The organism is Maribacter spongiicola (assembly GCF_004364165.1).
GTDB classification, from domain to species: domain Bacteria; phylum Bacteroidota; class Bacteroidia; order Flavobacteriales; family Flavobacteriaceae; genus Maribacter; species Maribacter spongiicola.
Window position 1 is genome coordinate 520,155 of the sequence record NZ_SOAY01000011.1, and the last position, 25,680, is coordinate 545,834.

Here is a 25,680-nt window from a genome sequence, read left to right on the forward strand (position 1 = left end):
AAAACTTAAAAAGTCCGTGTTGTGAAACACGGACTTTTTTTATGGAAAATTTTGGAGTAGTTATTCAAATACTTTAACCCCGTCATCAATTGCTAAATGGTAATATTCGGCATCGATACCAGTTTGCTCTTTATACTGTTTTAGCATAGACTTAATACTGGCATCTAGTTTTTCTGTTAACATTAGGTTTATGGTACAGCCGCCAAAGCCGCCGCCCATCATTCTAGATCCTAATACACCATCTAAATTTTCACCAATCTTCACCAAAGCATCTAACTCGCTGGTGGTTATTTCGTATTGGGTAGACATTGCCCAATGACCCTGCCTAAGTACATTACCGACTTCTTGTGCATCACCATTTGTCAATGCTTTGATCATTTTGCGAACACGGTCATTTTCTTCGATAACATATTTTGCACGTTTACAGTCTGTTGCATCGGCTACATTAGATACTTTTTTTACATCTTCAAGTGTAACGTCCCGTAAAGAGGTAATCTCGGGTCTATATTTCTGAACTTTTTTTACGATATTCTCACAAGATATACGGCGCTTGTTGTATTCAGAATCTACTGCTAAGTTGTGTTTTATATTAGAATTCACTAACACCCAGCTAAAACCCTCTAAATTAATGGGAATGTAATTGTGACTTAAATCTTTACAGTCTAAGAAAAATGCATTTCCTTTTTTTCCGAACAGAACTGCATATTGATCCATTAATCCGCAATTTAGTCCGATTTTATGTTCAGCCTCTTGTGCAATCAATGCAATTTCTTCTCGTAAAATATCTTGACCAGATATCTTGGTTACTGCATAGATAAATCCGCAACAAAGCGCAGCAGAAGAAGAGAGACCGGATCCAATAGGAATATCGCCACCAAAAACACAATCAATCCCTTTTATTGGATAATTCTTGGCTACTAAAATTTCAATTATTGCCTTAAAGTAGTTTCCCCAAAAAGATTCAAATTTTTCATGATTACCATTTAATTTGAATTCTATTTTTTCTGGTTGAGTTAAAAAGGTCTCTATACGAATGGTATCATCATTGTTATTAGATACGGCAAAGTATATTCCCTTTTCAATAGATGCCGGCAATACTAGACCTTCATTATAATCTGTATGTTCGCCTATTAAATTTATTCTACCGGGAGCTTTTATGAGAATAGGGTCATTACCATAATTCTCTATAAAATAAGACGCAATTGTTTTATCTATCATTAAAAATCTTCTGAAATACTTTAATTTTTAGCTTGTGGTCAAAGGCTTTTTAAGCATTCGATCAAAGGCTTCAAATATAAATGATATTAATATGACTATAGCGGCACCAAAGAAGTTAAGCCATAGATATCCTAATTTTTCTTGTCCAGATGGATAAATATGTATCAAGTAGTAGTAAATAATACAAATAATTACCTGTGTTACCACTGCTGCAAAGAATACAGCATTCCCTTTTATAAATTTAAAGAAGAATGCAATTAAGAAAATACCTAGTACATTGCCATAGAATATACTACCAATGATGTTGACTAATTGAATTAAATTATCAAATAGATTCGCTACGCAGGCAATTAATATGGCGATAATACCCCAAGCTAGGGTGAAGAATTTAGAAGCTTTTACATAATGTTCTTCAGAAAGATTTTCGCTTGCTCTATTACGTTTATATAAATCTAAGGCGGTAATAGTACCAAGAGCATTTAACTCTGAAGCTGTTGATGACATTGCTGCAGATAAAATTACAGCTAATAGCAGCCCAACTAAACCTGTGGGTAAATTATTAAGTATGAAGTGTATAAATACATAATCTTTGTCATTCGTCTCGACAACTTCATTCGCTTGACTTATTAGCGATTTTGCAGCTACACGATTAGTGCTATCTTTTTGGTTGATACGTATAATCTGCATTTTTGCCTCTTCTACAGCAGAATATTCTTTTATTTCTAATGCAGCAGAAAATTTGTTCTGAGCTATTCTTTTTTCGGCTTCAAGGGCTATTTGACCTTCTTGCAAGAGTTCATAATCTTCTGCATAACTAGATTCCATAACTGCTTGTGTTGCAGACGGATTAAAGTTTAACGGGGATGGATTATATTGATAAAAAACAAATACCATTACACCTACAAGAAGAATAAAGAATTGCATTGGTATTTTTAAAACAGCATTGAAAATAAGCCCTAATTGACTTTCTCGGATAGATTTGCCCGATAAATATCGTTGCACCTGACTTTGATCGGTACCGAAATAGGCAAGAAAAAGAAAGAGTCCGCCTGTTATACCGCTCCAAAAAGTATATCTGCTTGAGGTGTCTAGATCAAAATTTAGTATTTCTAATTTATTACTGGCACCGGCAATTTTCATAGCCTTGCCAAAAGTAATATCAGACGGTAAGTATCCTAATATAAAAAAGAAGGTAATGAACATGCCCGTCATTATAATAAACATTTGCTGTTTTTGAGTAACACTAACAGCTTTTGTTCCACCAGACACAGTATATATAATTACTAGAGTTCCAAGAATAATATTTAATGTACGTAAATCCCAACCAAGTACGGCCGATAATATAATAGAAGGGGCGAAAATGGTAATACCTGCCGCTAATCCTCTTTGAATTAAAAATAATATTGCCGCTAAAGAACGCGTTTTCAAATCAAACCTACCTTCTAAAAATTCATAGGCGGTGTATACCTTCATTTTATGGTACAGTGGAATAAATACCATACAGATGATAATCATGGCAAATGGGAGTCCAAAATAGAACTGTACAAAGCCCATACCATCGTGAAAAGCTTGACCCGGAGTAGATAAAAAGGTAATAGCACTGGCTTGTGTTGCCATAACAGATAAACCTATTGTCCACCATTTAGAATCGTTACCAGCACGAACGTAATCATTTACGTTTTTGCTTCCCTTGGTTTTCCAAACTCCGTAAACGACAATAAAGAGTAGTGTGCTGGTAAGAATAATCCAATCTAATCCTTCCATATTAATTAAATGAAGTCATTACGTAATAGAAAATAAGAACATATATAAAATTGAGCACTAATACAATGCTGTACTCTTTTTTCCAAGTTTTATTTTCGTCGCGTTCTTTGTTCATCCTTTGAATTTCGCTTTTGTTTCCACCTTTTCTTTGCCTACAGATAACATATTTGAGAATAACTTATATGCCCCTGGTACGCCTACTGGTAATTCTCTGAAAAAGCTTAGTCCGGTATAAATATAGTTTCCCTTTCCATATTTAGCAATTAACAAACTACCTTTTAAAGAATCTTCTCCTTTATCGTGCATTTCTAAAATAGGGGTGAACTCATCGCTCCACTTATTCGGAAAATACAGACCACGTTCTTGAACCCAACCCGTAAAGTCATTATTATCGATTTCATTAGGGAAATGTACTAGCGAATTATCTTTAGCAATTATTTCTACTTCTGAGTTCTCATTGGTAACTCTATCGCGAGAAATTTCCAACTCATAAGGCGCTATATTTTCGAACTGCGATCCCCATCTACTTGCCGTATTATATTGAACAATTACTGTACCACCATTTTTGACATAATCTAGTATAAATCGTTGTTTAAATTTTAATTCGTCTACCACATTATAGGCTCTAATACCCAAAACTACAGCATCAAACTTTTTTAATGATTCTTTAGTGATTGTAGTTGGGTCGATTAATTGAACATTGTAACCAATTTGTTCTAAACTGGTAGGTACTTCATCACCAGCGCCCATAATATAACCAATATTTTCTCCTGCTTTTTGAATATTTAATCGAACTACTTTTGTTTCTGAAGGCAGTAAAATAGTTTGCGTAGGTACATGGTCATAAGCGATAGTTACCATTTCTTTGGTAATTTCTTTACCGTTCAATTTTATAATAGGGGAGATAGTGCTTTCATTTTCAGTAGGTGGCGGACTCAATAAAAAGAAAACTGTTTGCTCATCGCCTTTTTTATTTATTGAAAAAGGTTGCGATTTTTCATCGACTTGCCAACCTTCGCCGTGTTGTAATTCTATTGTACCACTAATACTGTCTTTATGGGCTTTAATGGTAATAGGAATTCTTTTTTGACTGGCATCTGCGAAAATTAAAACCTTATCGGCGAAATTCGCCGTAGCTTCTGGCACCACTTCAAAAGGTTGATAGATTTCTCCTTTATCTGGCTTTGCATATTTGTAGATAATTGGTTTAGAAATAGGAATCGCTACGCCGTTAATTTCTAGATTAAAGGTTGCATTGAAGGCTCTTGGTGTTTCGGGTTTTCCTATAAGATTGGCATCGTTTACAGTATAGGTACCCAATGTGCCTTTATCCATTAACCAATACGGACTCGTAAATTTTGTTGTGGTAGGTATTTCTAAAACGACTTTTTTATCAAAGGATTCATTATTATTTAATGCAGTTTCATCTATCGCTAAATCTTGATTATTAAAGAATATTGATTTCAATTTAATAGTCAAATCACTTCTATTTAATGCTTGTATTTGAACATCTACTTTTTCTCCTGGGTTGGTGTAAGATGCTGAAGTACTAGCTTCAACATGTAAACCCGAAATTGCAGAGATAATAGTTGTTAATTCATTGGTCTTAAGTTTTTTCCAATGTTCGTCGGTTGATTTTTGAAGTAGTTGATATGCTTCTAGCAAGGCTGGTAAATGACTCGTAGGATTCTTGAAATTAAAATTCTCTTGTACCTTATATAAAATGTCACCTATTGCTTTGCCTCCATCAATTCTAGACCAGCTTGTGTCGATACCATCAAAAATGTTTGTTTTGTCATTTGGTAAATCGCCTTTTAATAATTCAACGTATTCATCTTCTGAACCTCTTGCAGTTAATCTGCCAAAACCTTGACATAAATGTTGACTGCTTGCTAAAGAAGCTATTTCATTATTAGACATGCCTATCATCGGGTAGTAAGTGCCTACATCCATATTCAGCATTTTAGATTTGTCTGCCTCTTTAAATTTTTCTTCACTACCGTAAAACCACCAAGAGGTATTGAAAAATAATCGTTTTGGTTGCCAGATATTTGTTGTAGCTAATTGTTCAGGATATGCATTTGAGTCATTTGCTAGATCAAAGGCTTCAAAACTTAGCATCGCAGAAGATGTATGGTGCCCGTGAGTACTACCAGGTGATCTGTGGTCAAATCTGTTAATAATGACGTCGGGCTTAAATTTTCTAATGGTTCGAACGACATCACCTAAAATGGCTTCTTTGTTCCAAATTTCAAGTGTTTCATCTGGGTGTTTTGAATAGCCGAAGTCATTAGCGCGACTAAAAAATTGTTCGCCACCGTCAACACCTCTAGCGGCAAGTAGCTCTTGGGTTCTTAAAACGCCTAAAAGTTCACGCAATTCGGGTCCGATTAAATTTTGCCCCCCATCCCCTCTAGTTAATGATAAATAGCCTGTTCTTGCCTTTGTATTGTTAGCGAGGTAAGAAATTAATCGGGTATTCTCATCATCGGGGTGTGCAGCAATATACAGCGCTGTGCCAAGAAAATTTAATTTTTCAATAGATTGGTAAATGTCAGCGGTAGAAGTATTCTTTGGTGTTTGTGCTGTAAGGTTGCCATGTACAAAAAAACTACAGGCTAGTAACCCTAATAAATATCGCATTTCAAGTTGGTTTTGGTAGTAATTCCAAATATAATAAGATTAGTACCTACGCTTGCTTTTTTTAACGACTTCTTTAACAGAATCAAATAATTTGCTCTTCCTCTTCTTCAATATTTAAAAATTCGCCTTGCTGGTAGGTTGAAATCAAAATAACCCCTTTTTGTAGTAAAAGGTTATTTGGGTAGGTTAAAATTTCGCCGTTATTTCTTCTTAGGTGTAAATGAAAAGCTCTAATATCTTCTATTACAAATTGATCTAAATCGGTATTGTTAGGGTCTAGTAATTCTTTATCAAGAATGCGAATTGTATTTCCTATTTTAAATGGGAACGAAAAGAAGATGATGACCCCTGCGGTGATGTTACTTAAAATAGACCATTGCGCAAATAAAGCCACACCTATTACTGCAAATACAGAAGAAAGCATAACGCCTAAATCTCTGTAGTTAACACTCCATACAAGTGTTAACGCAACCATAGCGATAATAGTCAATGCTATGTTGATGAATTTCAATATTAGATTGGTTCTAACGGGATTGTAATCGCTGATTTTGCTCACCTTTCTTACCGCTGTGGTGAAAAGGAATTTTAAAACAAGGATAACAATTAATACAATGAGACTGTATATTAATTCATTATGATGATTATCAAGAAATTCTTTCATATGCTATAACCCTAAACTATCGCGCAAAGATAAATCCTTATTCGAATTTTGTTGCCAATAGGGTGTTGTAATCCTGTTAATTCTTGTTGCTTTAGAAGTTAATACTTTTGACTTTTCACCATAACCGTCTTTATAGGTATCTGTCCAACTTTCTATCATGTATGGAAACTTGTTTTCAAAGTTGATTTTTAAGGAGCGCTGAAGCTCAGGATACTTTATTTCATAAGTACTTATACCACCTTCTTCAGTTAAGGAAGATATTGCCTTATAGGCTTTTAGCTCTTTATGTGTTAGTCTGATAAATTCTAAAGAGGGAACCATACTCATTTCACCTATTGGTAAATCTGAAGGATTAATCCTGATTTTGTTCCAGATTTCGTTTTCAAGATTTGTTTTTTCCATATGATAATCTTGATCACCCTCAGATTCAAAATACGAGTGACTCATAATTTTAAAATCATCTTTGTTGTTCAACTGTGCGTACACATGACCACACCATTCTTGAGATGAAAATGATAATTTAAGTGCATGCTGGTTGTCATGTACAGGGTAAAAACTACTCGTCATAATAGAGTAGGGGTAAATACCTGTTAAATAGTTTTTAGTAAAATTTAGTTTTAAAACCGGAATGTTATTTTTATTGCTATTATCTGCTTTTACTTGAGCATCGGGTAAAAATGGTTCGGTAACATATATCATTACCGCATTACCTTCTCTTAATTCACCATATCTAGCTTGTTCTAAATTATACGATGTAATTTCTGCAGTACCATTATACCAGTACTTTTTAAATTCTTCTGAAAGCTGTTTTTTAGGTAGCTCTTTATCTACTCCAGCTGTGGACATGGCTAAAGTTTTGCTGGTATCTTGTGGTTTTTCTTTACAACTAGTAAATAAAATTAGTAAAGCGAAAATGCTATAGAATGCTGTGTTCAATTTTAAGTTTTTCATATCTACCATTTTTTAGAGTTGTTTACATTTTATTATGCCAATTCTGACAAAGTGTTATACACCATTTGGGTGGGCAGGCCTACTACATTGGTATACGAGCCTTTTATTTCTTCAATACCGATCAGCCCTATCCATTCTTGAATACCATAAGCGCCAGCTTTATCAAAAGGTTCATATTCTTTAATATAATGGCGTATTTCTTCTTTTGATAAGTTTTTGAACTTAACCTCGGTAATGGAATGTTGAACTATCTGTCGTTCAACTGTGGTGAAACAAACAGAGGAAATCACTTGATGCCAAGCTCCCGATAATTTTTTAAGCATTAATTCGGCTTCATCGCTGTCTTTTGCCTTTGCTAAAGATTCATTATTATACCAAACAACGGTGTCAGATGTAATTAAAATATCTTTAGGTTGCAATTCTGCTTTAAATATTTCTGCTTTTAATACCGCTAAATAATCTGATATTTCAGCACCCTTTAATTCTGGCGGATATACTTCATCAACAGATTTTAAGCGTACTTCAAAATCGAGCTCCATATCCTTGAAAAACTGATGTCTTCTTGGGGATCCAGATGCTAAAATTAAATGATAATCTTTCAATTTATTCTGCAACATAAACTAATCGTTTGCGGCACTAAAATGGTTTGACCAATCTCCACGTACTTTTAAAACCTGTTCAATGACGTCACGTACACAACCATGACCACCATTTATGTGAGATATATATTGACTCACACTTTTTACTTCAGCAACCGCATTTTGCGGACAAGCAGCTAGAGCAACCGCCTTCATTGGTGGAATATCCGGTATGTCATCACCCATGTATAAAATGTTCTCGGCTTCAATATGGTAGATGTCCATATATTCATCTAAAGCATCCATTTTATAATGAGCTCCCATGTAAATATCGGTTACTCCTAGAGCACGTAATCTAGTACGTACGCCTTCATTTGTTCCGCCAGTAATTATACACACATTATACCCTTTATTCAAAGCTACTTTTAAGGCATAACCATCTTTAACACTCATTTTACGCAATAATTCTCCCTCACTCGTAATTAAAAGACTACCATCTGTAAATACCCCATCAACGTCAAATACAAATGTGGTAATATCTTTTAAATACTCTTTATAACTTTTTTCCATGCTTTTCTTTAATTGCGTTGCTTAATAGGGTGTATAGTTCCCGTTGGTGTTTATCTTTTATAACTTGTAAATGATTGTGCAAAGTTTGTTGGTCTCCACGCTTTGCAGGTCCCGTTTGGGCTTGCATAGGTGTTAACGTGTCTAATTTTGCAGCAGTTTCTTTAATTAACGGCTGTAATAGTTTAAAATCAATTTTATGTTCTTCGCATATCTCGGCACCAATCGTATACATGTAATTGGTGAAATTATTTACAAATACCGCTGCCACATGCATTGTTTTTCGCTGTTCTGAATCTATTTCAACTACCGTTTTGCTTAATGTTTCGCCAAGCTGTTTTAATAGTTTAAGGTCTTCTTCATGTGTTGTCTCTATACAAATAGGAATGGCATCAAAATCAATAATCTTACCTTTTGTAAAAGTCTGTAGTGGGTAAAAAATGCCCGTTCGTTTCGCAGATTTTATGGCCTCAAGTGAAGTTGCACCTGATGTATGCACTAAAAGTCCATCAATATCTTTAAAATTATTGGCAACTAGTTTTATGGCATCATCTGAAACTGCAAGTATATACACATCTGCAGCTTCAATTCTATTAAAATTTGTGCTTGACAGAAGAGTACTGTTGACAAATGCCAAATGTTTTTGGTTTCTACCAATTACCTGCTTAACGGCTACATCACTTGATTTTTCAAAAGCTTGATAAAGATTTTGAGCCACATTTCCTGTACCAATTATTACGACGGATATCATACCACAAAAATACAAAGTTTATAATAGTCTTGTTATATTAAAATTAACAGTTTTGTTGAAGTTTAAAAGCGGCAAAAGGCATCTGTAAATGATGAAAAGACCTTATTTTTGCATCTTGAAAATCAACTCCTATCTTCCATGACGGAAATGTTCAAAAAAATATTCTTCTCCACGCGTTTAATGTCCATCTTATTTATCGTTTTTGCCACAGCAATGGCATTCGGTACTTTTATTGAAAGTTGGTATAGCACAGAAACCGCACGAATTTGGATTTATAATGCCTGGTGGTTCGAGGTTATCATGGTATTCTTTGTAATCAATTTTTTTGGTAATATCTCTAGATATCGTCTTCTGCGACTAGAGAAATGGCCCGTTTTAGTGCTGCATTTATCTTGGGTATTGATTATTATCGGTGCTTTTGTAACACGTTATATAAGTTTTGAGGGTATGATGCCTATTCGTGAAGGAAAAACGGAAAAGGTTTTCTATTCAGATAAAACGTATTTAACGGTTTATGTAGATGGTGAAATTGAAGGTGAAGCACGAAGAAAGGTATTGGAAGATGACTTGATTGTTACTCCCGAAGCTATAAAATCTAACCTGCCATGGAAAGCTGATTTTAATGGGGAAGATTTTGAAGTTTCTTATGTTGAATTTATAAAAGGAGCTAAACAAGGTTTATTGCCAGATGCTAACGGAACCAAATTTCTTAAAATAGTGGAAGCTGGTGATGGTGAACGTCATGACCACTATTTAGAAGATGGTAAGGTTGCTAGTATACACAATGTTCTTTTTGCTTTGAATAATAAAACCGATGGTGCCATCAATATAATGACCACAGATTCGGTCTACCAGATTCATTCTCCTTTTGATGGTAACTATATGCGTATGGCTGATCAGTTTCAAGGTGTTTTGGTGAAAGATAGTTTGCAACCTTTAGCATTGCGTTCGTTATATAATACTGCGGATATGCAATTTGTTATTCCAGATTCTGTAACACAAGGTTCATATGGTATCGTTGAAATACCAGATGCTGAGAAATCTAAAATAGACCAAGATGCAATTGTTTTTGATGTTACTGCTAACGGAGAAACCAAACAAATTAAATTATTAGGGAATAAAGGACCTTCAGATTTTAGTGAGAAAGTGAATGTTGGCGGACTCAATTTTTCTATACGATATGGATCTAAAGTATATGATTTGCCCTTTGGTATTAAATTGAATGATTTTATCGCCGAAAAATATCCTGGTACGGAGAAAGGGTATTCTTCATATATGAGTAGAGTAACTATTGAAGATGAGCGTCCTTTTGACTATGATATTTTTATGAACCATGTTTTAGATCATCAGGGATATCGCTTTTTTCAATCTAGCTTTGATCCCGATGAAAAAGGTACTGTTTTATCTGTAAACCACGATTTTTGGGGTACTTGGATCACCTATATTGGTTATTTTCTTTTATATATCGGTTTAATGGGGATTATGTTTTTTGGTAAAACGCGCTTTAAAGATTTGGCTAATTCTTTAGATGAATTGAAAATTAAGAAGAAAAAAATGTTTGGTGTTATCGCTGTTCTAATGGCGTTTTCATTCTCGTCTTTTGCACAAGAACAACATACGCCAGAAGAAGGTCATCAACAGGGGCCAAGTAAAACACAAATAGATTCTTTACTCGAGGCCAGTATGGTCAGTAAAGAGCATGCCGATAAATTCGGTAAACTAGTGATACAAGATGATGGTGGGCGAATGAAGCCCATCAATACTTTTTCATCGGAACTTCTTCGTAAGTTAAGTCTGAAAGACACTTATTTGGGATACACTTCTGATCAGATTTTGCTTTCTATGATGATGAACCCTGCTGTTTGGTATAATACGGAGTTTATTGCGTTAGATAAGAAATCGCAGAACGATAGTATTAGAAATGTTATAGGTATCCCTTCAGGGCAGGAATATGTAAAGGCTACCGATTTCTTTGATTCTAAAGGGCAGTATAAATTAGAACCTTTTTTAAGGGAGGCAACGGCCACTGCTAATCCGAATAAGTTTCAACAAGATTTTAAAGATGCCAATATTAGGTTGAGTCTTTTAAACCAAGCTTTAGGGCAAGATATTGTTAAGATATTTCCATTATTAGATGATGAGAATAACAAATGGATTTCAGCAGTAGAGTACCGAGGGGGACAATACGAAATTAGAGATTCACTATATTCTAACTTTGTAAAGAATGCTATGCCATATTATCTAATGACTTTAGGCAAAGCGCAACAAAGTGGTGATTATACGTCGGCTGATAAATTACTAGGAGCCTTTCAACAAAATCAGCTAAATCACGGTAGTGAGGTTTTGCCATCTGAGCAAAAAGTGAATACAGAGGTTATTTATAACAAGTTGAATATTTTTAATAGACTATATAAGTATTATGCACTTGTAGGGATATTAATGTTTTTTACACTTGTTTTCCAAATTTTTAAAGACCGTTCTATTTGGAGGATAGCTATTTACTTCTTTAAAGGAACGATATTGCTGCTTTTCTTATGGCACACTGCCGGATTGGTCTTACGATGGTATATTTCTGGTCATGCCCCTTGGAGTAACGCTTACGAAAGTATTTTGTATGTGGCATGGGCTACCATGGGTATGGGATGGGCTTTTGGTCGTAAAAGTGATATGACATTTGCAGCATCTGCTTTTGTTACATCTATGCTTTTATGGATAGCGCACCAAAGTTGGATCGATCCTTCTATTGCCAATCTACAGCCTGTTTTAGACAGTTATTGGTTAATGATACACGTTGCAGTTATTGTTGGTAGTTACGGACCTTTGACGGTGGGTATGATCTTAGGTCTGGTATCATTGATATTGATGATTTTGACCACCAAGAAAAATAAGAAACGAATGGCAATCAACATAAAAGAATTGACCATAATTAATGAATTGGCTTTAACCACAGGACTTGTGATGCTTACCATTGGTAACTTTTTAGGAGGGCAATGGGCAAATGAAAGTTGGGGTCGTTATTGGGGTTGGGATCCAAAGGAGACTTGGGCACTGGTTTCAATTATGATTTATGCCTTTGTAATTCACACACGATTAGTGCCGGGATTAAGAGGTAAATGGACGTTCAACTTTATGAGTGTTGTTGCCTTCGGTAGTATTATGATGACCTATTTCGGGGTAAACTTTTACTTGGTAGGTCTACATAGTTATGCCAGTGGAGCACAAGTAATTACACCAACATTTATATACTACTTAGTTGCCGGAGTATTAGCGCTAGGCGGAATTAGCTATTGGAGGTACAAAGTCAACTATAGTAAGTAAGATTAAATACAACGCATTAAAAAGCCTCATGGAATTTCCATGAGGCTTTTTTATTTCTAGTAGTTTGTGAAAATTTAGTTTTGATTATCAAGTAAATCCATTAGTTCTTCAGCAGCTACCTTTCCTTTTTCTTTTAAGAAGTCTCTAGGAGTGTTATCGCCTAATTCAAAAACAATAGCAGGCATATTTTGGTTTACATAAAAGTAATTACGCGATACCATAGTTGGCTTAATATCTGTAGAAGGCTTTACATTAGTGTGTTTTTGAGGTAGTCTTTTGGTGATATTATTGATCCAGTCGAAAACAATTTTTCCTTTCTCACCAGTAATCGTAGTGTCTATAGGGTAGTAAATATCGTCCCAGGTGGAATGGAAATCTGCACCGAAAACAAACTCATAACCCTCAGATTCCTTCTTTACCAAAAAGTCTCTTACACTTCTTGTTTCTGGTTGATTGAAATCTTGCCAATCTCTATTCAAATCTATACCGCCCATATTATGACGCCAGTTGCCATTATCAACTCCATCAGGATTCATTAGCGGTACAACAAATAAATCATAGTTTTCTCTAAACTTTTGAGCCTTTGGCGAGTCTCCGCTCAAAGTTTCAATAAAAGACTTCATGGCAAGAAACCCTGTAACTTCTGGTGGGTGCTGTCTAGAAATAACCATAACAGCTTTTTTGTGTACACCGTTACTAACTTCCATTAAATTCATTGCCCTATTTTCTCTACTTTTTCCTATTTCGTAAGTAGATATATAATCTTTGGTGGTTAAAGAATCTATCCAACTTTTTACTCTTGTGGATCCGTATAGTTCTTGAGCGGTGATGTAAGTTGGTTTTTCGCTAATAGCTACTTTTATTTCTACCATTTCTGGTACTGCCTTAATTCCGAAATCACCCGTTCCTTTATTTATTCCTGTAAAATTGGTACTATCTAACGGAGTAAAGTTTTCGCCATCAGTACTAATTTTTGGGTAGTATCTACTCCTAGAATCTTGATAAGTCATTTTAATAGTGATGGTCTTAGGTGTTTTTGACCAAACTTTAAATGCATACCACGGACTCACATTTACCGGTGTGTTTTCAGCCGTAATTAGTGCTGTATAATGATTGTTTCCGTCAGAAGTTATTCCGTTTAACCTTCCGCTTTCAAAATCATTGCTAAAGAAGGTTGTGTCTTCATTAAACGTCCAAATTCCTTTCCATTGTTTTTGAACAGGTTTAGATAAGGTAGAAACAACGGCACTTTTTCCCTGACCTTGATATCCTTGTGTTGCAGGTTTTTGGTTTTTGCATGCTACAAATGCTAGTGTGAACAAAGTGAAATATGCGAGTTTGTTTTTCATCCGTTTAAATTCAAATTGGTTTTGGTGTGCTGAAGTTTAAATCTAGAAACAAAATGGGAAAATAGATGTACTTAAAAGGAAATAGATTGAAGTATTTCGTAATTCTTAATTACTCACTCTATATAATAAAGTTTTGACAGTAGAATAATGATGATTTAAAAACTAGCGCATAAATTTTAATACATTTTGAAAGTTTAATATTTGTTTTGAGACCTAAGTTTTATTGTTTTAATGATAACATACAGATGTAGTATAGTGTGCTTGTTTACATTCTATTTTGTTACCTTTATTTTTTATAATTATTAGCATATGAATTCGAATAAAAAAGGCTTGAACACTATTTGTACCCACGTAGGTGAATTAGAAGATACACAACATAAAGGAGCCATCTCTCCTTTATACATGAGTACTTCTTATGCTTATGAAGATGTTGATGTAAAACGGTACCCTAGGTATTTTAATACGCCTAACCAAGAAGGACTTTGTAAGAAGGTTGCAGCATTAGAGCATGCAGAATCGGCACTTATATTTGGTAGCGGTATGGCTGCAGTAAGTACGGCTTTATTGGCTTTTTTAAGAGCAGGTGACCATGTGGTTTTACAACAGACTTTATACGGCGGAACATATAATTTGGTGAACGAAGAGTTTTCTAAATACGGAATAGAGTATTCTTTTACAGAAGGTTGGAGTGCCGAAGCGTTTGAAGCTCAAATTAAAGAGAACACAAAGGTCATTTATATAGAAACACCTTCTAATCCGCTGTTGACCATTACCGATTTAGAGGCTGTTGCTACCATTGCAAAAAAACACGGAATCACAACTTTGATTGATAATACATTCGCTAGTCCGGTAAATCAAAACCCAATTGATTTCGGAATTGATGTTGTAATACATAGTGCTACCAAGTATATGGGTGGTCACTCAGATATTTGTGCAGGTGCAGTTGCTTCAACGACCGAGCATATGGAGCGTATTTTTCATTTGGCAAAAAACTTTGGTGGTAGCCTTAGTGATTATACGGTTTGGCTGCTAGAAAGAAGTATGAAAACAATGGGTATTCGTGTAAGAGCACAAAATGAAAATGCATTGGCAATGGCACATTTTCTTGACGAATTAGATGATATAGAAAAAGTATACTACCCTGGTTTACCATCGCACCCTGATCATGACATTGCTAAAAAGCAAATGAAAGGATTTGGCGGTATGTTATCGTTCGAATTGAATGCTACTTTGAATGCATCTCAATTTCAGAAGGCATTACAATTAATAAAACCGTCAATGAGTTTAGCTGGGGTAGAGAGTACGCTTTTATCACCAACACAAACTTCTCATGCGCTGATGAGTGCAGAAGTTAGAGCAGAACAAGGTATAGCTGACGGATTAATTCGTTTTTCTGTAGGTATTGAAGAAGTAGACGACTTAAAGCATGATATTTTACAAGCTTTAGAAAGTTTAAAATAATTACATCAATTAGAATTAGCATATCATGAAGTTGGATATTTTAGTATTTGGGGCGCATCCTGATGATGCAGAATTAGGGGCAGGTGGTACCATTGCCAAAGAAATTGCATTAGGTAAAAAAGTAGGCATTATAGATTTAACCCGTGGTGAATTGGGTACAAGAGGTTCTGCTGAAATTCGTGATCAAGAATCAGCGAATGCAGGAAAAATTTTAGGCGTAGCAGTTCGTGAAAATTTAAGATTCAGAGATGGTTTTTTCGTAAACGATGAAACCCACCAACTCGAGATTATAAAAATGATTCGTAAATACAGGCCGCAAATTGTTTTGTGCAATGCCATTGATGATCGACATATTGATCATGGCAAGGGCAGTAAGCTTGTTAGTGACGCTTGTTTTTTAAGTGGTTTAAGACGTATAGAAACAAAAATAGGGGAGGAAAGCCAACAAGAATGGCGCCCTAAATTGGTGTATCACTTCATACAGTGGAAGAATATTACTCCCGATTTTGTAGTAGATATCAGTAATTATATTGAAGCTAAGACCGATGCGATTTTAGCATATAAATCTCAGTTTCATGATCCAAAAAGCAACGAGCCGGAAACACCTATAAGCAGCAAAACCTTTATCGAAAGTATACATTATAGAGCTAAAGATTTAGGTAGATTAGTGGGTGTTGATTATGCCGAAGGTTTTACGGTCGAAAGAATGGTAGCGGTAGATTCGCTAGACCATTTAATTTAAGCAGATTCTTTATATTGTTTCTGTATTCTTGGTATTGTAAAGTAAAAACTAGAGCCTTTTCCTAAGGCACTATGTACCCAAATTTTACCATTGTTTTTTTCGACCATTTCTTTACATAAAGATAATCCTAGACCGGTACCTTTTTCATCATTGGTACCGTAGGTAGTGTGGTTAGAGTCTTTTTCAAATAATTTATCTATAATATCTTCGCTCATACCCATTCCATTATCCTTCACGTATATCTCGCAAGTTTTAATTTTTTGTATGGCACCTATAATAATCTCTCCGTTATTAGGAGTAAATTTTAAAGCATTGCTTAAAAGATTTCTAATGATAATGTCTATTTGATTAGGGTCTGACCAAATTTGACAATTAGGTTCAATTCTATTTACTAACGTAATAGACTTAGCTTCAGCAATCTCAGATAATAATGCAATATTCTCTTCTACTATACAATCTAAGTTAGTTACAGAATGTCTTGTAATTGATCCATTCATTTGTGTTTGACCCCAGGACAGTAAGTTGTTAAGGGTGAATGATATAGTGTCGATATCTACTTTTAGTTTCGGTACAAAATTCAAGAATTCTTCCTTACTCATTTCTCCTTCTTTAAATAATTTTAAGAGCCCTTGAAATGCACCTATTGGTCCTCTTAAATCATGCCCGATGATAGAGAATAATTTGTTTTTTGTTTGATTAAGTTCGTTTAGATAAGCTTGCTTTTCTTCTAAATCTGCTTTTTTGTTTCTAAGCTCTAAGTTTAATTTTTTCTGTTCTTTTTCATTTCTATGGATAAGAAAGGTAATAATAGCGAAGATTATAAGTATTACAATAAAAACGTAAATGTATATATTTCTTTTTGCTAAAGCTTTTTCATTTTCAATAATTAATTGCTGCCTTTGTTGGTCATATTCGACTCTGGTTTTAAGCATATTCAATGCTTTTTCATTATTGGTTGCTGATAAAGACTCATAAGTAGCTTGATAAATTTCATGATACCAAAGCGATTTCTCGAAGTCTTTTTTGTTCTTGAATATTTTAGCTAATTTGTGCGTGCTATTTTTGATTCCGCTTCTTAGTCCGATTTTTTTAGAAAGGTCAAATGCGTTTAATGCATATACTTCAGCTATACTATCTTTCTCAAGATTTAAATATGCCTCAGTCATACCATTTAGCAAATCTATTTTTCCGCGATCATCTTCTATTTCTTTATGTAAAAGTTCACTTTGTTTATACCAGTAAAGAGCCCAAGTGTTTTTATTCTTTTTTAAATATATTTTCCCTTTAATTTCATAACAGTATGCTAGCCATTCTAAAATTCGTTCTTTTTCAAAAGTGGCTATACTAACATTAACATTATACATGGCATAATCTAACTCGTTCATTTCTGCATAAGTAGACGCGATATTACTTAATGTTTCAGCTAGAAATATAGGATTGCCTATATCTTGATGAATGTCTTTAGATCTTTGTAAAAACACCATGGCTTGTTCATAATCTTTTTGTTCTAGATACAAATGGGCAATATTGTCGTTTACAATAGAAATAATATTTTTATAATCATTTTTTTCTGCAATTTCAATGGTAGCCAAATACCATTTTAAAGCTTTTGAATATTCACCCTTATAACCATATTCTTTTGCTAAGTCATTTAAGATGCTAGCTTTTAGTAAATTATTATTATGTTGATTAGCGAGATTATATGCCTTTGTAAAGTTTGAAATAGCCTGGTCTATTTTTCCTTTGTCAGAATAATACCCTCCTAAAGAATGGTAAGAACTTATCTCTCCATTTATAAAATTTGCCTTCTTACTTAGGTCTAAACTTTTTTTGCTAAGTGTTAGTAATGTATCTAAATTATGATAGCGATATTCTGCAGCAAGATCAATTATATTTTTAATATAAAGCGTATCCTTGGGGCTGAAAGAAGTAGAGTTTTTTAGATCTTCTAGTTCTTTTATCAATGTATCTCTTTTAGAACTTTGTGCAGAAATACTGTTTGTAGACAAGCTTAATAAAAAGAATACCACGATGCAGCCTTTTAGAAGGCTATCTTGCAAAAATGGTTTTAGTATTCTAAGATTCATAAAGCTCGCTCAGTAATGCGATTCTAAAATTAGCTTAGAACTTTAGGGAAAAGCAATAAATGTTGTGAAACGCGATTTATTGTGTGTTTTATCGTTTTAAAGATGTAGTTGGTCGATGAATTGAACTTTGAGGAGGGGAATATTAATCTAATTTTATACTAATTTCTAAACGTAATCCGCCTATTTAAGAGTGGCAGGATGAATAGGAGGAGCAAATTCAGAAAAAATTTAAAGCATATCTACAGGTAATTCGACTATAAATTGACTACCCTTGTTCGGTTGACTTTTTACTATTATTTCTCCATTGTTTTTAATAACCATTGCTTTTACCAAGCGCAGTCCCAAACCAGTTCCTTTTTCAAAATTTGTACCATATTTAGAGAAGTTTTCGGTATTGCTAAAAAGCTTTTGAACATCGGTTTCAGTCATTCCAACACCAGTATCAGAAACTTGTATTACTAAATTTTTATTTTTTATTTCTGTTGTAATAGTAATCATACCTTGATTCGGAGTGAATTTAATGGCATTATTGATTAGGTTTCTAAAAATAATATTGAATTGTTGTTGATCGGCAAACACTTTATGTTTTGCAGCAACCTGGTTATTGATTATGATAGACTTTTTGTTTATCTCATTTCTGTACAATTGTAATATGATATCTAGTTCATACTTCACAGAAATGCTTCTTACATTAATAGTACTACCTTGCATTTGTGTTTTTCCCCAATGCAATAAGTTGTCCATGGTAAATTGGACTTGTTCTAGGTCTTCCTTAAGTTGTGGAGCAAATTTTTCGAAATAAACTTTACCTTCAGAGTCTTCTAAATAAAGCGTAAGAATCTCATTTAATGAATTAATGGGTCCTCTTAAGTCATGACCGACAATTGAAAACAGATGATCTTGATTAGCGTTAATTTGAGTAAGACTCTCTTGATTTTTGTTTAAAATTTCTGCTTGGCTAGCTAATTTTTTATTTAGAACTTTTTCTCGCTTATTGACTTTTAAGATTATGAATACAATGATCATTAAAGCAAATAGTCCTATAAGTGACCATTTTACGTATTTACGTTGCTGATTCAAAGCTAATGCGCTCTGAGCTTTTAAATTTTCGGTTTCTTTCTCTAAATTTAATTTAGCATTAAGCATCGTTAAATCATGTCTGTTTTTTTTCTTGAAATTGTCGTTAGAAAGTTTTTCGGTTAATTCAAGATATTTTAAAGATTCGGCTAGGTTATCTTGACTTTTGTTAATTTCATATAATGTTCTATATGCTTTTTCTAGACCTTTTTCATAATCAGAAGAAACAAAAAGCGGTACACTTTCATTTATACTCGCCTTAGCTTTTACTAAATTATTTAGTCCTAAATATGATTTTCCGAGACCATATTTTACTTCAGCCTTTGCTTTGACATCATTGAACCCATCATGCATATTTAAAGCTATCTGATAATTCACTAAAGCATTTTCAAAATCATTTAATTCTAAATAATATAAACCTAATGTAGAGTAGGTCCATGCCAACCATGTTAGCTGCTTATTTTTTTCTAACAGCAAGAATGTTTCGTCTAATTCTATCTTTGCTTGTTCTAAATTGCCTAACTCTATATTTAAGAATGCCATATTACTTAGCAGCATAGCTTCTTTAGTTGGGTCTTTTAATTTTTTAACGAGTTTAAAGGCTACAGCGTAATATTTTAAAGCCTCCTCAGGATTATCTAGGCGATTAAAAATAGTGCCCAAATTCATATTCATTCGAAACAAGTAAAATTGATCACTATTCTTTTTTGCTATAGCTAGCACATGTAAGAATTGAGTGTAAGTAGAAGGATAGTCATTTTTGAAATAATATCCTTGTCCAAGAATATTATAAATTTTCATTTCTGTTTTTGGATAATTCTTTAAATCAGGATTTTTTATGGTCTCTAAACTGAAATCAATTGACTTATCTGTTTGAGCTGTGTATAAGTATATAGTTGCAAGATTTGCCAAGGCTTCAAGCTCACCTTGAATATATTTATTTTTCTTACTCAGTGCAAGTGATCGTTCTGCATTTATTAGCGACGAGTCTTGTTCTATAAGTCTTTGGTAATAAGAGAGCTGGTTTAAATTGTCAATATAAATAGGTGAGTTCTCTGAAAAATTAGGTGAATTAACTAATTCTGATATTTTTTCATGATAATAATTAATACTGTCTTTTTGGGCTAGAGCAGTAAAAAAGCTGGTACATATAAATGCAAATAGTAAAAAATTATGCTTATAATTTGATATAGAATGCATTAGGAATATGATATGATCTTAATAGGTTGTGTTAAATAAAACTTCAAGTTAGAAAAATTATTATAAATGATTCTTAAAATTAATTATTTATTGAATTTTCAAATTATTATTTGTTAGAACTGTTTAAAAAAATTATCTTTGCACTCGCTTACAAATGGTGGTTGTAGCTCAGCTGGTTAGAGCATCGGTTTGTGGTACCGAGGGTCGCCGGTTCGAACCCGGTCTTCCACCCTAAAAGCAGATAAAAAGTCTTAGATTCATTTCTAAGACTTTTTTGTTTTATACCATTTGCTTATCTAAGAAAAAGCATAAAAAAACCTCGAAATCTTTATGATTTACAAGGCTTTTTTATTGTTAAGTGGCTGATTTTTAATCGACTTTCAACTTATTTTCTCTGTTAGCAATTTCCCATGCCGTATAAAAAATTAATCTAGATCTGTTTTCTAAAAGGTCGTAGTTTATTTTATCTGGCGTATCACTTGGTTTATGGTAATCAGCGTGAGTACCGTTAAAGTAAAATATGATAGGAATATTGTTTTTCGCAAAATTATAATGGTCACTTCTGTAATAGAAGCGATTTGGATCGTTCTCATCATTATACGTATAATCCAATTCAATATTCATAAATTTTTTATTTACCTCTTCAGAAAGATTATGAAGTTCTAAACTTAATTTATCTGAACCTATTAAATAGATATAGTTGCGGTCTCCTTCACGTTCTGGGTCTATTCTACCAATCATATCAATATTTAAATTGGCAACAGTATTCGCTAGCGGAACAATTGGGTCTACATCGGTGTAATATTGAGAACCTAACAATCCTTTTTCTTCACCAGTAACGTGCAAGAAAACAATAGATCTTTTAGGTCCATTCCCTGCATCTGCAGCTTTCTTAAAAGCTTCGGCAATTTCTAAAAGCGCAACAGTACCAGAACCATCATCATCTGCACCGTTGTTAATATCACCATCACCAGTGATACCTATATGATCTAAATGCGAAGAAATAACTAAATATTCATTCGGCTTCTCAGAACCTTTTAATATAGCTACAACGTTTTCCGATGAAATTTTATCATTAGAACTCTCAAAATCCAATTGTACTTTTTTACTTAAAATTTGTGGCTTATCATCTGTGTCAATAGTAGCTAAAATATTTTTTGCAAGAGTTTGGTCAATGAATAAGTTGTAGAATTCAGGAGCGCTATTATCTACTACTTCCATTCTGCCACTATTATTGGTTTTCATTGATTCGAACCTGCGCTTAAATCGACTGAAATTACCAGCATCATAATATAGCACACCAATAGCACCTTTATCCATAGCAATTTGAACCCTTTTAGTCAAAGATTCAGACATATTGCTCCAGTTAGATGTTTCGGTAGTACCAGAAATCACAAATGTGCCATCAGCATTTTTTGGCTCACCAGACTTCATTAAAACAATCTTACCTTCTACATTAAGGTCATTGTAATTAGAATAGGAATCATCTTCTATTCCATAAGCTGCATAAACAATATTATCGGTTGATGTGTTGGCTGCAGAAAAAGTTAATACATGCTCGCCAACAGCGAAATCCGTACCGTCAACAGTTAATTTACCAATGGGTAGTTTGCTAATTTCTAATGGTACTTCTTGAAAATAATTACCATCTTTTTTAGCTGCAGGTATACCTAATTTTTCATATGCTGCTTTTAAATATGCTATTGCCTTTTTCTGGCCCGGTTGACCGGTTTCTCTGCCTTCGAATTCATCTGAAGCATAAATGTATAGGTGCTCTTTTAATTCTGCTTCAGTAATTGTTTCTGCAAATGAAATTTCAGATGCGACTGATGATGCTTCTTCTGTTGCGGCATCGGTAACTGTTTTTTGAGAAGAATTACATGACATGGCCGTAGCGACCAATAGAAATAGTGTTTTTTTCATTTTTATAGTAATCAAATTTCTCCAAAAATAATCAAATCTTATCTAGTTTTAAAAGGTAGATTTTAGAATCAATATTTTGGATAATTTTTATTTATTTAATGCTGCTTTAATAGCAGATTCAACCAATGGCTCCATTACCTTATAGCCTTCAACTGTAGGGTGTACTTCATCTTCGGCGTATATTTTTGGTAAGCCATTTCGTTCATCGACCATGGCAGAGAAATAATCTAAATAAATATGTCCATTAGCATCAGCATACTCTTTGATCATTTTGTTCAGTTCAATTATTTTACCTGATGGTTCTAAACCTGGTTTCCATGGGTAATCGTAAGCGGGTAGGGTAGAAGATAAAATTACTTTGATACCATTTGCATGAGCAAGTTCTGCCATACCTTTTATATTATCCATGATCATTTCTAAGGTTGACGGACCTGTATTGCCTGCAATATCATTAGTGCCAGCTAGTATTGTTACTACTTTCGGATTCAGATTAATTACATCTTGTCTAAAACGAATAAGCATCTGTGGTGTCGTTTGTCCACTAATACCACGATTTATGTATGGTTTGCCCTCAAAAAATTCTGGTCGCTTATTTAACCAACCTATAGTAATGGAGTTGCCCATAAATACAACTCGATCTTCATTATTTGATACTGCTTGTACTTCGGCATTAGCTTCTTCGAAACGCTTTAAATCTGCCCAGTCTTGTGCATTAATTGTTGTTAAACCTAAGAATGATAACATACAGGTTAAAATTAAGTTGTTTGCTCTTTTCATGTTGTTGGTTGTTTACGCTTGTTGAATTTGACTTTGTTCTTCTCCAGTCAATGGTACATTTTTAATGATGTGATCTTTATTTGGTCTTTGCACCGCTAAATAGGCTAACAAACAAATCGAGATTACCAGTGGTAATGCGTTACCTGTATTATAATAGGCGAAGAGACCAATAAAGGCAGGCATTTCAATAAGTGCATATTTTATATGTAAGGCAGATTGATATTTTTTTAATTTGTCTTCTAGTCGTGTGTTTAACTGAATTTTAGAAGTCCTTTTTTTAAATATCCATTGACTACCAAAATAACCTAACATAGCAAATATGGGTACGGCATATAAAAATACACTCCCAGCATTACTGTCTGTATTGAAGGTGTTGATTTGAAAAATCACCCAAATGGTAAAAATACTTAAGCCAATAAGTAAGAATAAATGCATGATAGAAAGGCTCTTGATAAAATTTTTTAGTTCCATATAATTTTTAAAATTGTAAGATAATATAAAATACAGCTACAGAGAATTTAACCTACTAATAGTAACGATTTTTATACCATATGCATGATATAGAATTTTATCTTTGCACGGTATGAAAAATATACTCATAATGATTGTTGCTACTTTAACACTACAAAGTGCATACGGTCAAATAGAACAAGATAAAGTGCTTCATTTTTTAGGAGGAAATCTTTATGGATTGGTTGGAGCCGGAGTAGCTAATGAAATTTCTGATGGTGATAGACCCTGGACGTTTATTGGTGCTGTAGGTGGTAGCTTGTTAATTGGTTTGGCAAAAGAAAGTATTGACCAAAAGCAATATGGAGGTTGGAGCAATGAAGATTTATTGGCTACTGTGTTGGGTGGTGCTACGGTGGGAATTACAATCGATATTTTTAAAAAGAAAAAACAACGTAAAAGAGAACAACTTTATAGAGATGCTATTAAATCTGCCGATGTCAGATTTCAAAAGAAATTCCCAATAGAAACAACAGAAATAAATTCATTGCTTGTATTGGGAATGTCTAGTACTGTTTTAGAAAAATAAATTTCTGGCGATTTTTAATATTTCGCACTTCTATCGGTTGCGACGGTACGTTTAATAAAATCGCGAATATCATCATTTGCGGTTTTCAGATCTTCTCTTCTTAAATACATCATGTGCCCTGATCGATAGCCCTTAAAGCTGAATCTATCTTTCATACGCCCGCTTGGATCTACTTGCCACATGGTATATTTCGCATTAAAATAGGTAGTAGCACCATCGTAGTATCCAGATTGTATCAAAACATTTAAATATGGGTTCTGTGCCATTGCCAGTCTTAAGTTATCTCTTGTATTATCGTTTTCATTATTCCAAGGGTGTACAGGGCCGAATAGGTTATATTTTACATCGGTCTTAAAATTCAATTCTTCTTGTAAGTAGTAATTAATTGCCGGTGTAAAACTATGTAGCCATGATGTTAATTCAGAATTGTAATCTGGCTTCATGCCTGCCAATTGTTTATCAATACCTAAGTATCTTGAGTCTAGGCGACCTACGGTATAACCACTTTTATCTTTTAAAAGATTTTTCCAAAAGAAAGAGGTAGGTACTACCAAGTTTTGATCAAGAATATCTTTTTTATTTAATCCTGAATAATAGGCCATTTTATCTGCAATAGCTTCTTTTTCGGTAGTTTCTAGGAATCCGCCTTTTGCCAATGCTGGCATTAATTTATCTATCGTGTACGCTTCCGATTCTGGTAAAATTTCTAGTAAATCTTTACTTTGCAATGCTGGTGGTAACATTTTATGATGCCATGCAGCGGCTGTAAAATAGGGTAGGTTTATTGCATCTGCTACTGGTCCGGAATTACGGATTACTTTATAATCGGCCGGCGAAACCATTATTACACCATTTAGGTACATCCATTGTTGTTCTTGTAATGCTAATGAAAGTCCCATCACACGGGTTCCTCCATAACTTTCACCAATGATATATTTTGGTGAACGCCATTTATTGTTCCTAGTAACAAAGGTGTTCAACCATTCTGCTAAATACTTGATATCGGCGTTAATTCCGAAGAACTTATCCCTATCAACTTCTTTTCCGCTTGCAGGTATGGTTCTGCTGTATCCTGTATTAACAGGGTTGACATATACAATATCGGCTATGTCTAAAACCGAATACGGATTTGCACTTACACCATATGGTTGTACTGGGTAACCTTCATCATCGATCTTTAATACTTTTGGTCCTGTATACGCCAAATGCATCCAAACAGATCCAGAACCTGGTCCGCCATTAAACGATATTAATAATGGTCTAGCTGCGCGATCTTTAATATTATTTCTAGTGTAATAGGTGTAATGTAAAGAGGCAATAGGTTTCGCGTTTTCATCCCATACCGGTTGTGTACCTGTTTGCGCAGTGTACGAAAAAGTTGCTCCATTTATGGTAGCAGTATGTTGTGTGGTAATTACGGTGTCTATGGGTAATTCTCTAGACTGGGCAACGCTAAAGGTGGCTGCCAAACAAATTGATAGTTGTAGAAGTTTTTTCATGGTTTGATAAGGTTCTGTTGTTGAACGAAAATAAACATAAAAGCTCAATAATTACTTAAACAATAATTGATTGAA

General features: G+C 34.1%; 19 protein-coding genes and 1 tRNA gene. 5 read left to right on the forward strand and 15 right to left on the reverse strand.

The features are described from left to right. Positions 1–60: 60 nt before the first annotated feature. From galK to CLV90_RS10505, 8 genes are all read right to left on the reverse strand, one after another. Positions 61–1,218, reverse strand: a complete 1,158-nt coding sequence (gene galK / locus CLV90_RS10470; RefSeq protein ID WP_133687433.1) for a galactokinase — start codon at positions 1,216–1,218, stop codon at positions 61–63. A gap of 27 nt (positions 1,219–1,245) precedes the next feature. After that, positions 1,246–2,982, reverse strand: coding sequence for a sodium:solute symporter (locus CLV90_RS10475; protein ID WP_133687434.1), 1,737 nt, complete (start codon positions 2,980–2,982; stop codon positions 1,246–1,248). Between the two features lie 111 nt (positions 2,983–3,093). Beyond that, entirely contained in the window at positions 3,094–5,625 is a 2,532-nt protein-coding gene (locus CLV90_RS10480) for a PIG-L family deacetylase (protein ID WP_133687435.1), read from the reverse strand. 82 nt (positions 5,626–5,707) lie between these two features. Continuing rightward, positions 5,708–6,286, reverse strand: a complete 579-nt coding sequence (locus CLV90_RS10485; RefSeq protein WP_133687436.1) for a mechanosensitive ion channel domain-containing protein — start codon at positions 6,284–6,286, stop codon at positions 5,708–5,710. A gap of 3 nt (positions 6,287–6,289) precedes the next feature. Further along, positions 6,290–7,237: a septum formation inhibitor Maf gene (locus tag CLV90_RS10490; protein WP_133687437.1), complete on the reverse strand. Its 948-nt coding sequence runs from the start codon at positions 7,235–7,237 to the stop codon at positions 6,290–6,292. Between the two features lie 32 nt (positions 7,238–7,269). Next, a complete protein-coding gene (locus CLV90_RS10495; RefSeq protein ID WP_133687438.1) occupies positions 7,270–7,854 on the reverse strand; it encodes a Maf family nucleotide pyrophosphatase in 585 nt (194 codons plus the stop codon). Positions 7,855–7,857: 3 nt separating this feature from the next. Next, on the reverse strand, positions 7,858–8,385 hold the full coding sequence (locus tag CLV90_RS10500; protein WP_133687439.1) for a KdsC family phosphatase: 528 nt from the start codon (positions 8,383–8,385) through the stop codon (positions 7,858–7,860). Next, positions 8,369–9,133 carry a Rossmann-like and DUF2520 domain-containing protein gene (locus CLV90_RS10505; RefSeq protein WP_133687440.1) on the reverse strand — a complete coding sequence of 255 codons (765 nt, stop codon included), beginning with the start codon at positions 9,131–9,133 and terminating at the stop codon, positions 8,369–8,371. The genes CLV90_RS10500 and CLV90_RS10505 overlap by 17 nt, the downstream gene beginning before the upstream one ends. A 138-nt stretch (positions 9,134–9,271) precedes the next feature. Here CLV90_RS10505 and ccsA point away from each other — a divergent pair, with 138 nt between their 5' ends. Then, the gene (ccsA, locus tag CLV90_RS10510; RefSeq protein WP_133687441.1) at positions 9,272–12,451 is read left to right on the forward strand and encodes a cytochrome c biogenesis protein CcsA; all 3,180 of its coding nucleotides are present in this window, start codon (positions 9,272–9,274) and stop codon (positions 12,449–12,451) included. A 74-nt stretch (positions 12,452–12,525) separates the two neighbouring features. Here the strand turns inward: ccsA and CLV90_RS10515 are convergent, their stop codons facing one another. Continuing rightward, on the reverse strand, positions 12,526–13,800 hold the full coding sequence (locus tag CLV90_RS10515) for a M14 family metallopeptidase (protein ID WP_133687442.1): 1,275 nt from the start codon (positions 13,798–13,800) through the stop codon (positions 12,526–12,528). Between the two features lie 309 nt (positions 13,801–14,109). On the opposite strand from CLV90_RS10515, the gene CLV90_RS10520 reads away from it, so the two are divergent. Continuing rightward, the gene (locus tag CLV90_RS10520; protein WP_133687443.1) at positions 14,110–15,261 is read left to right on the forward strand and encodes a trans-sulfuration enzyme family protein; all 1,152 of its coding nucleotides are present in this window, start codon (positions 14,110–14,112) and stop codon (positions 15,259–15,261) included. Between the two features lie 25 nt (positions 15,262–15,286). Continuing rightward, positions 15,287–16,003 carry a bacillithiol biosynthesis deacetylase BshB1 gene (gene bshB1 / locus CLV90_RS10525; RefSeq protein WP_133687444.1) on the forward strand — a complete coding sequence of 239 codons (717 nt, stop codon included), beginning with the start codon at positions 15,287–15,289 and terminating at the stop codon, positions 16,001–16,003. Here bshB1 and CLV90_RS10530 read toward each other — a convergent pair. Next, the gene (locus tag CLV90_RS10530) at positions 16,000–18,090 is read right to left on the reverse strand and encodes an ATP-binding protein (protein ID WP_133687445.1); all 2,091 of its coding nucleotides are present in this window, start codon (positions 18,088–18,090) and stop codon (positions 16,000–16,002) included. The two genes, bshB1 and CLV90_RS10530, sit on opposite strands and share 4 nt — an antisense overlap. A gap of 228 nt (positions 18,091–18,318) precedes the next feature. Next, on the reverse strand, positions 18,319–20,367 hold the full coding sequence (locus CLV90_RS10535) for an ATP-binding protein (protein ID WP_133687446.1): 2,049 nt from the start codon (positions 20,365–20,367) through the stop codon (positions 18,319–18,321). Positions 20,368–20,523: 156 nt separating this feature from the next. On the opposite strand from CLV90_RS10535, the gene CLV90_RS10540 reads away from it, so the two are divergent. Then, a tRNA-His gene (locus CLV90_RS10540) sits at positions 20,524–20,599 on the forward strand. 137 nt (positions 20,600–20,736) lie between these two features. Here CLV90_RS10540 and CLV90_RS10545 read toward each other — a convergent pair. The 3 genes from CLV90_RS10545 to CLV90_RS10555 form a co-directional block, all read right to left on the reverse strand. Next, the gene (locus CLV90_RS10545) at positions 20,737–22,290 is read right to left on the reverse strand and encodes a M28 family peptidase (protein ID WP_133687447.1); all 1,554 of its coding nucleotides are present in this window, start codon (positions 22,288–22,290) and stop codon (positions 20,737–20,739) included. An 87-nt stretch (positions 22,291–22,377) separates the two neighbouring features. Continuing rightward, the gene (locus CLV90_RS10550) at positions 22,378–23,067 is read right to left on the reverse strand and encodes an SGNH/GDSL hydrolase family protein (protein WP_133687448.1); all 690 of its coding nucleotides are present in this window, start codon (positions 23,065–23,067) and stop codon (positions 22,378–22,380) included. A 12-nt stretch (positions 23,068–23,079) separates the two neighbouring features. After that, on the reverse strand, positions 23,080–23,538 hold the full coding sequence (locus CLV90_RS10555; RefSeq protein ID WP_166638567.1) for a hypothetical protein: 459 nt from the start codon (positions 23,536–23,538) through the stop codon (positions 23,080–23,082). Between the two features lie 112 nt (positions 23,539–23,650). On the opposite strand from CLV90_RS10555, the gene CLV90_RS10560 reads away from it, so the two are divergent. Further along, a complete protein-coding gene (locus CLV90_RS10560; protein WP_208295120.1) occupies positions 23,651–24,106 on the forward strand; it encodes a hypothetical protein in 456 nt (151 codons plus the stop codon). A 14-nt stretch (positions 24,107–24,120) separates the two neighbouring features. Here the strand turns inward: CLV90_RS10560 and CLV90_RS10565 are convergent, their stop codons facing one another. Continuing rightward, on the reverse strand, positions 24,121–25,605 hold the full coding sequence (locus CLV90_RS10565) for a S10 family peptidase (protein WP_133687450.1): 1,485 nt from the start codon (positions 25,603–25,605) through the stop codon (positions 24,121–24,123). Positions 25,606–25,680 lie beyond the last annotated feature (75 nt).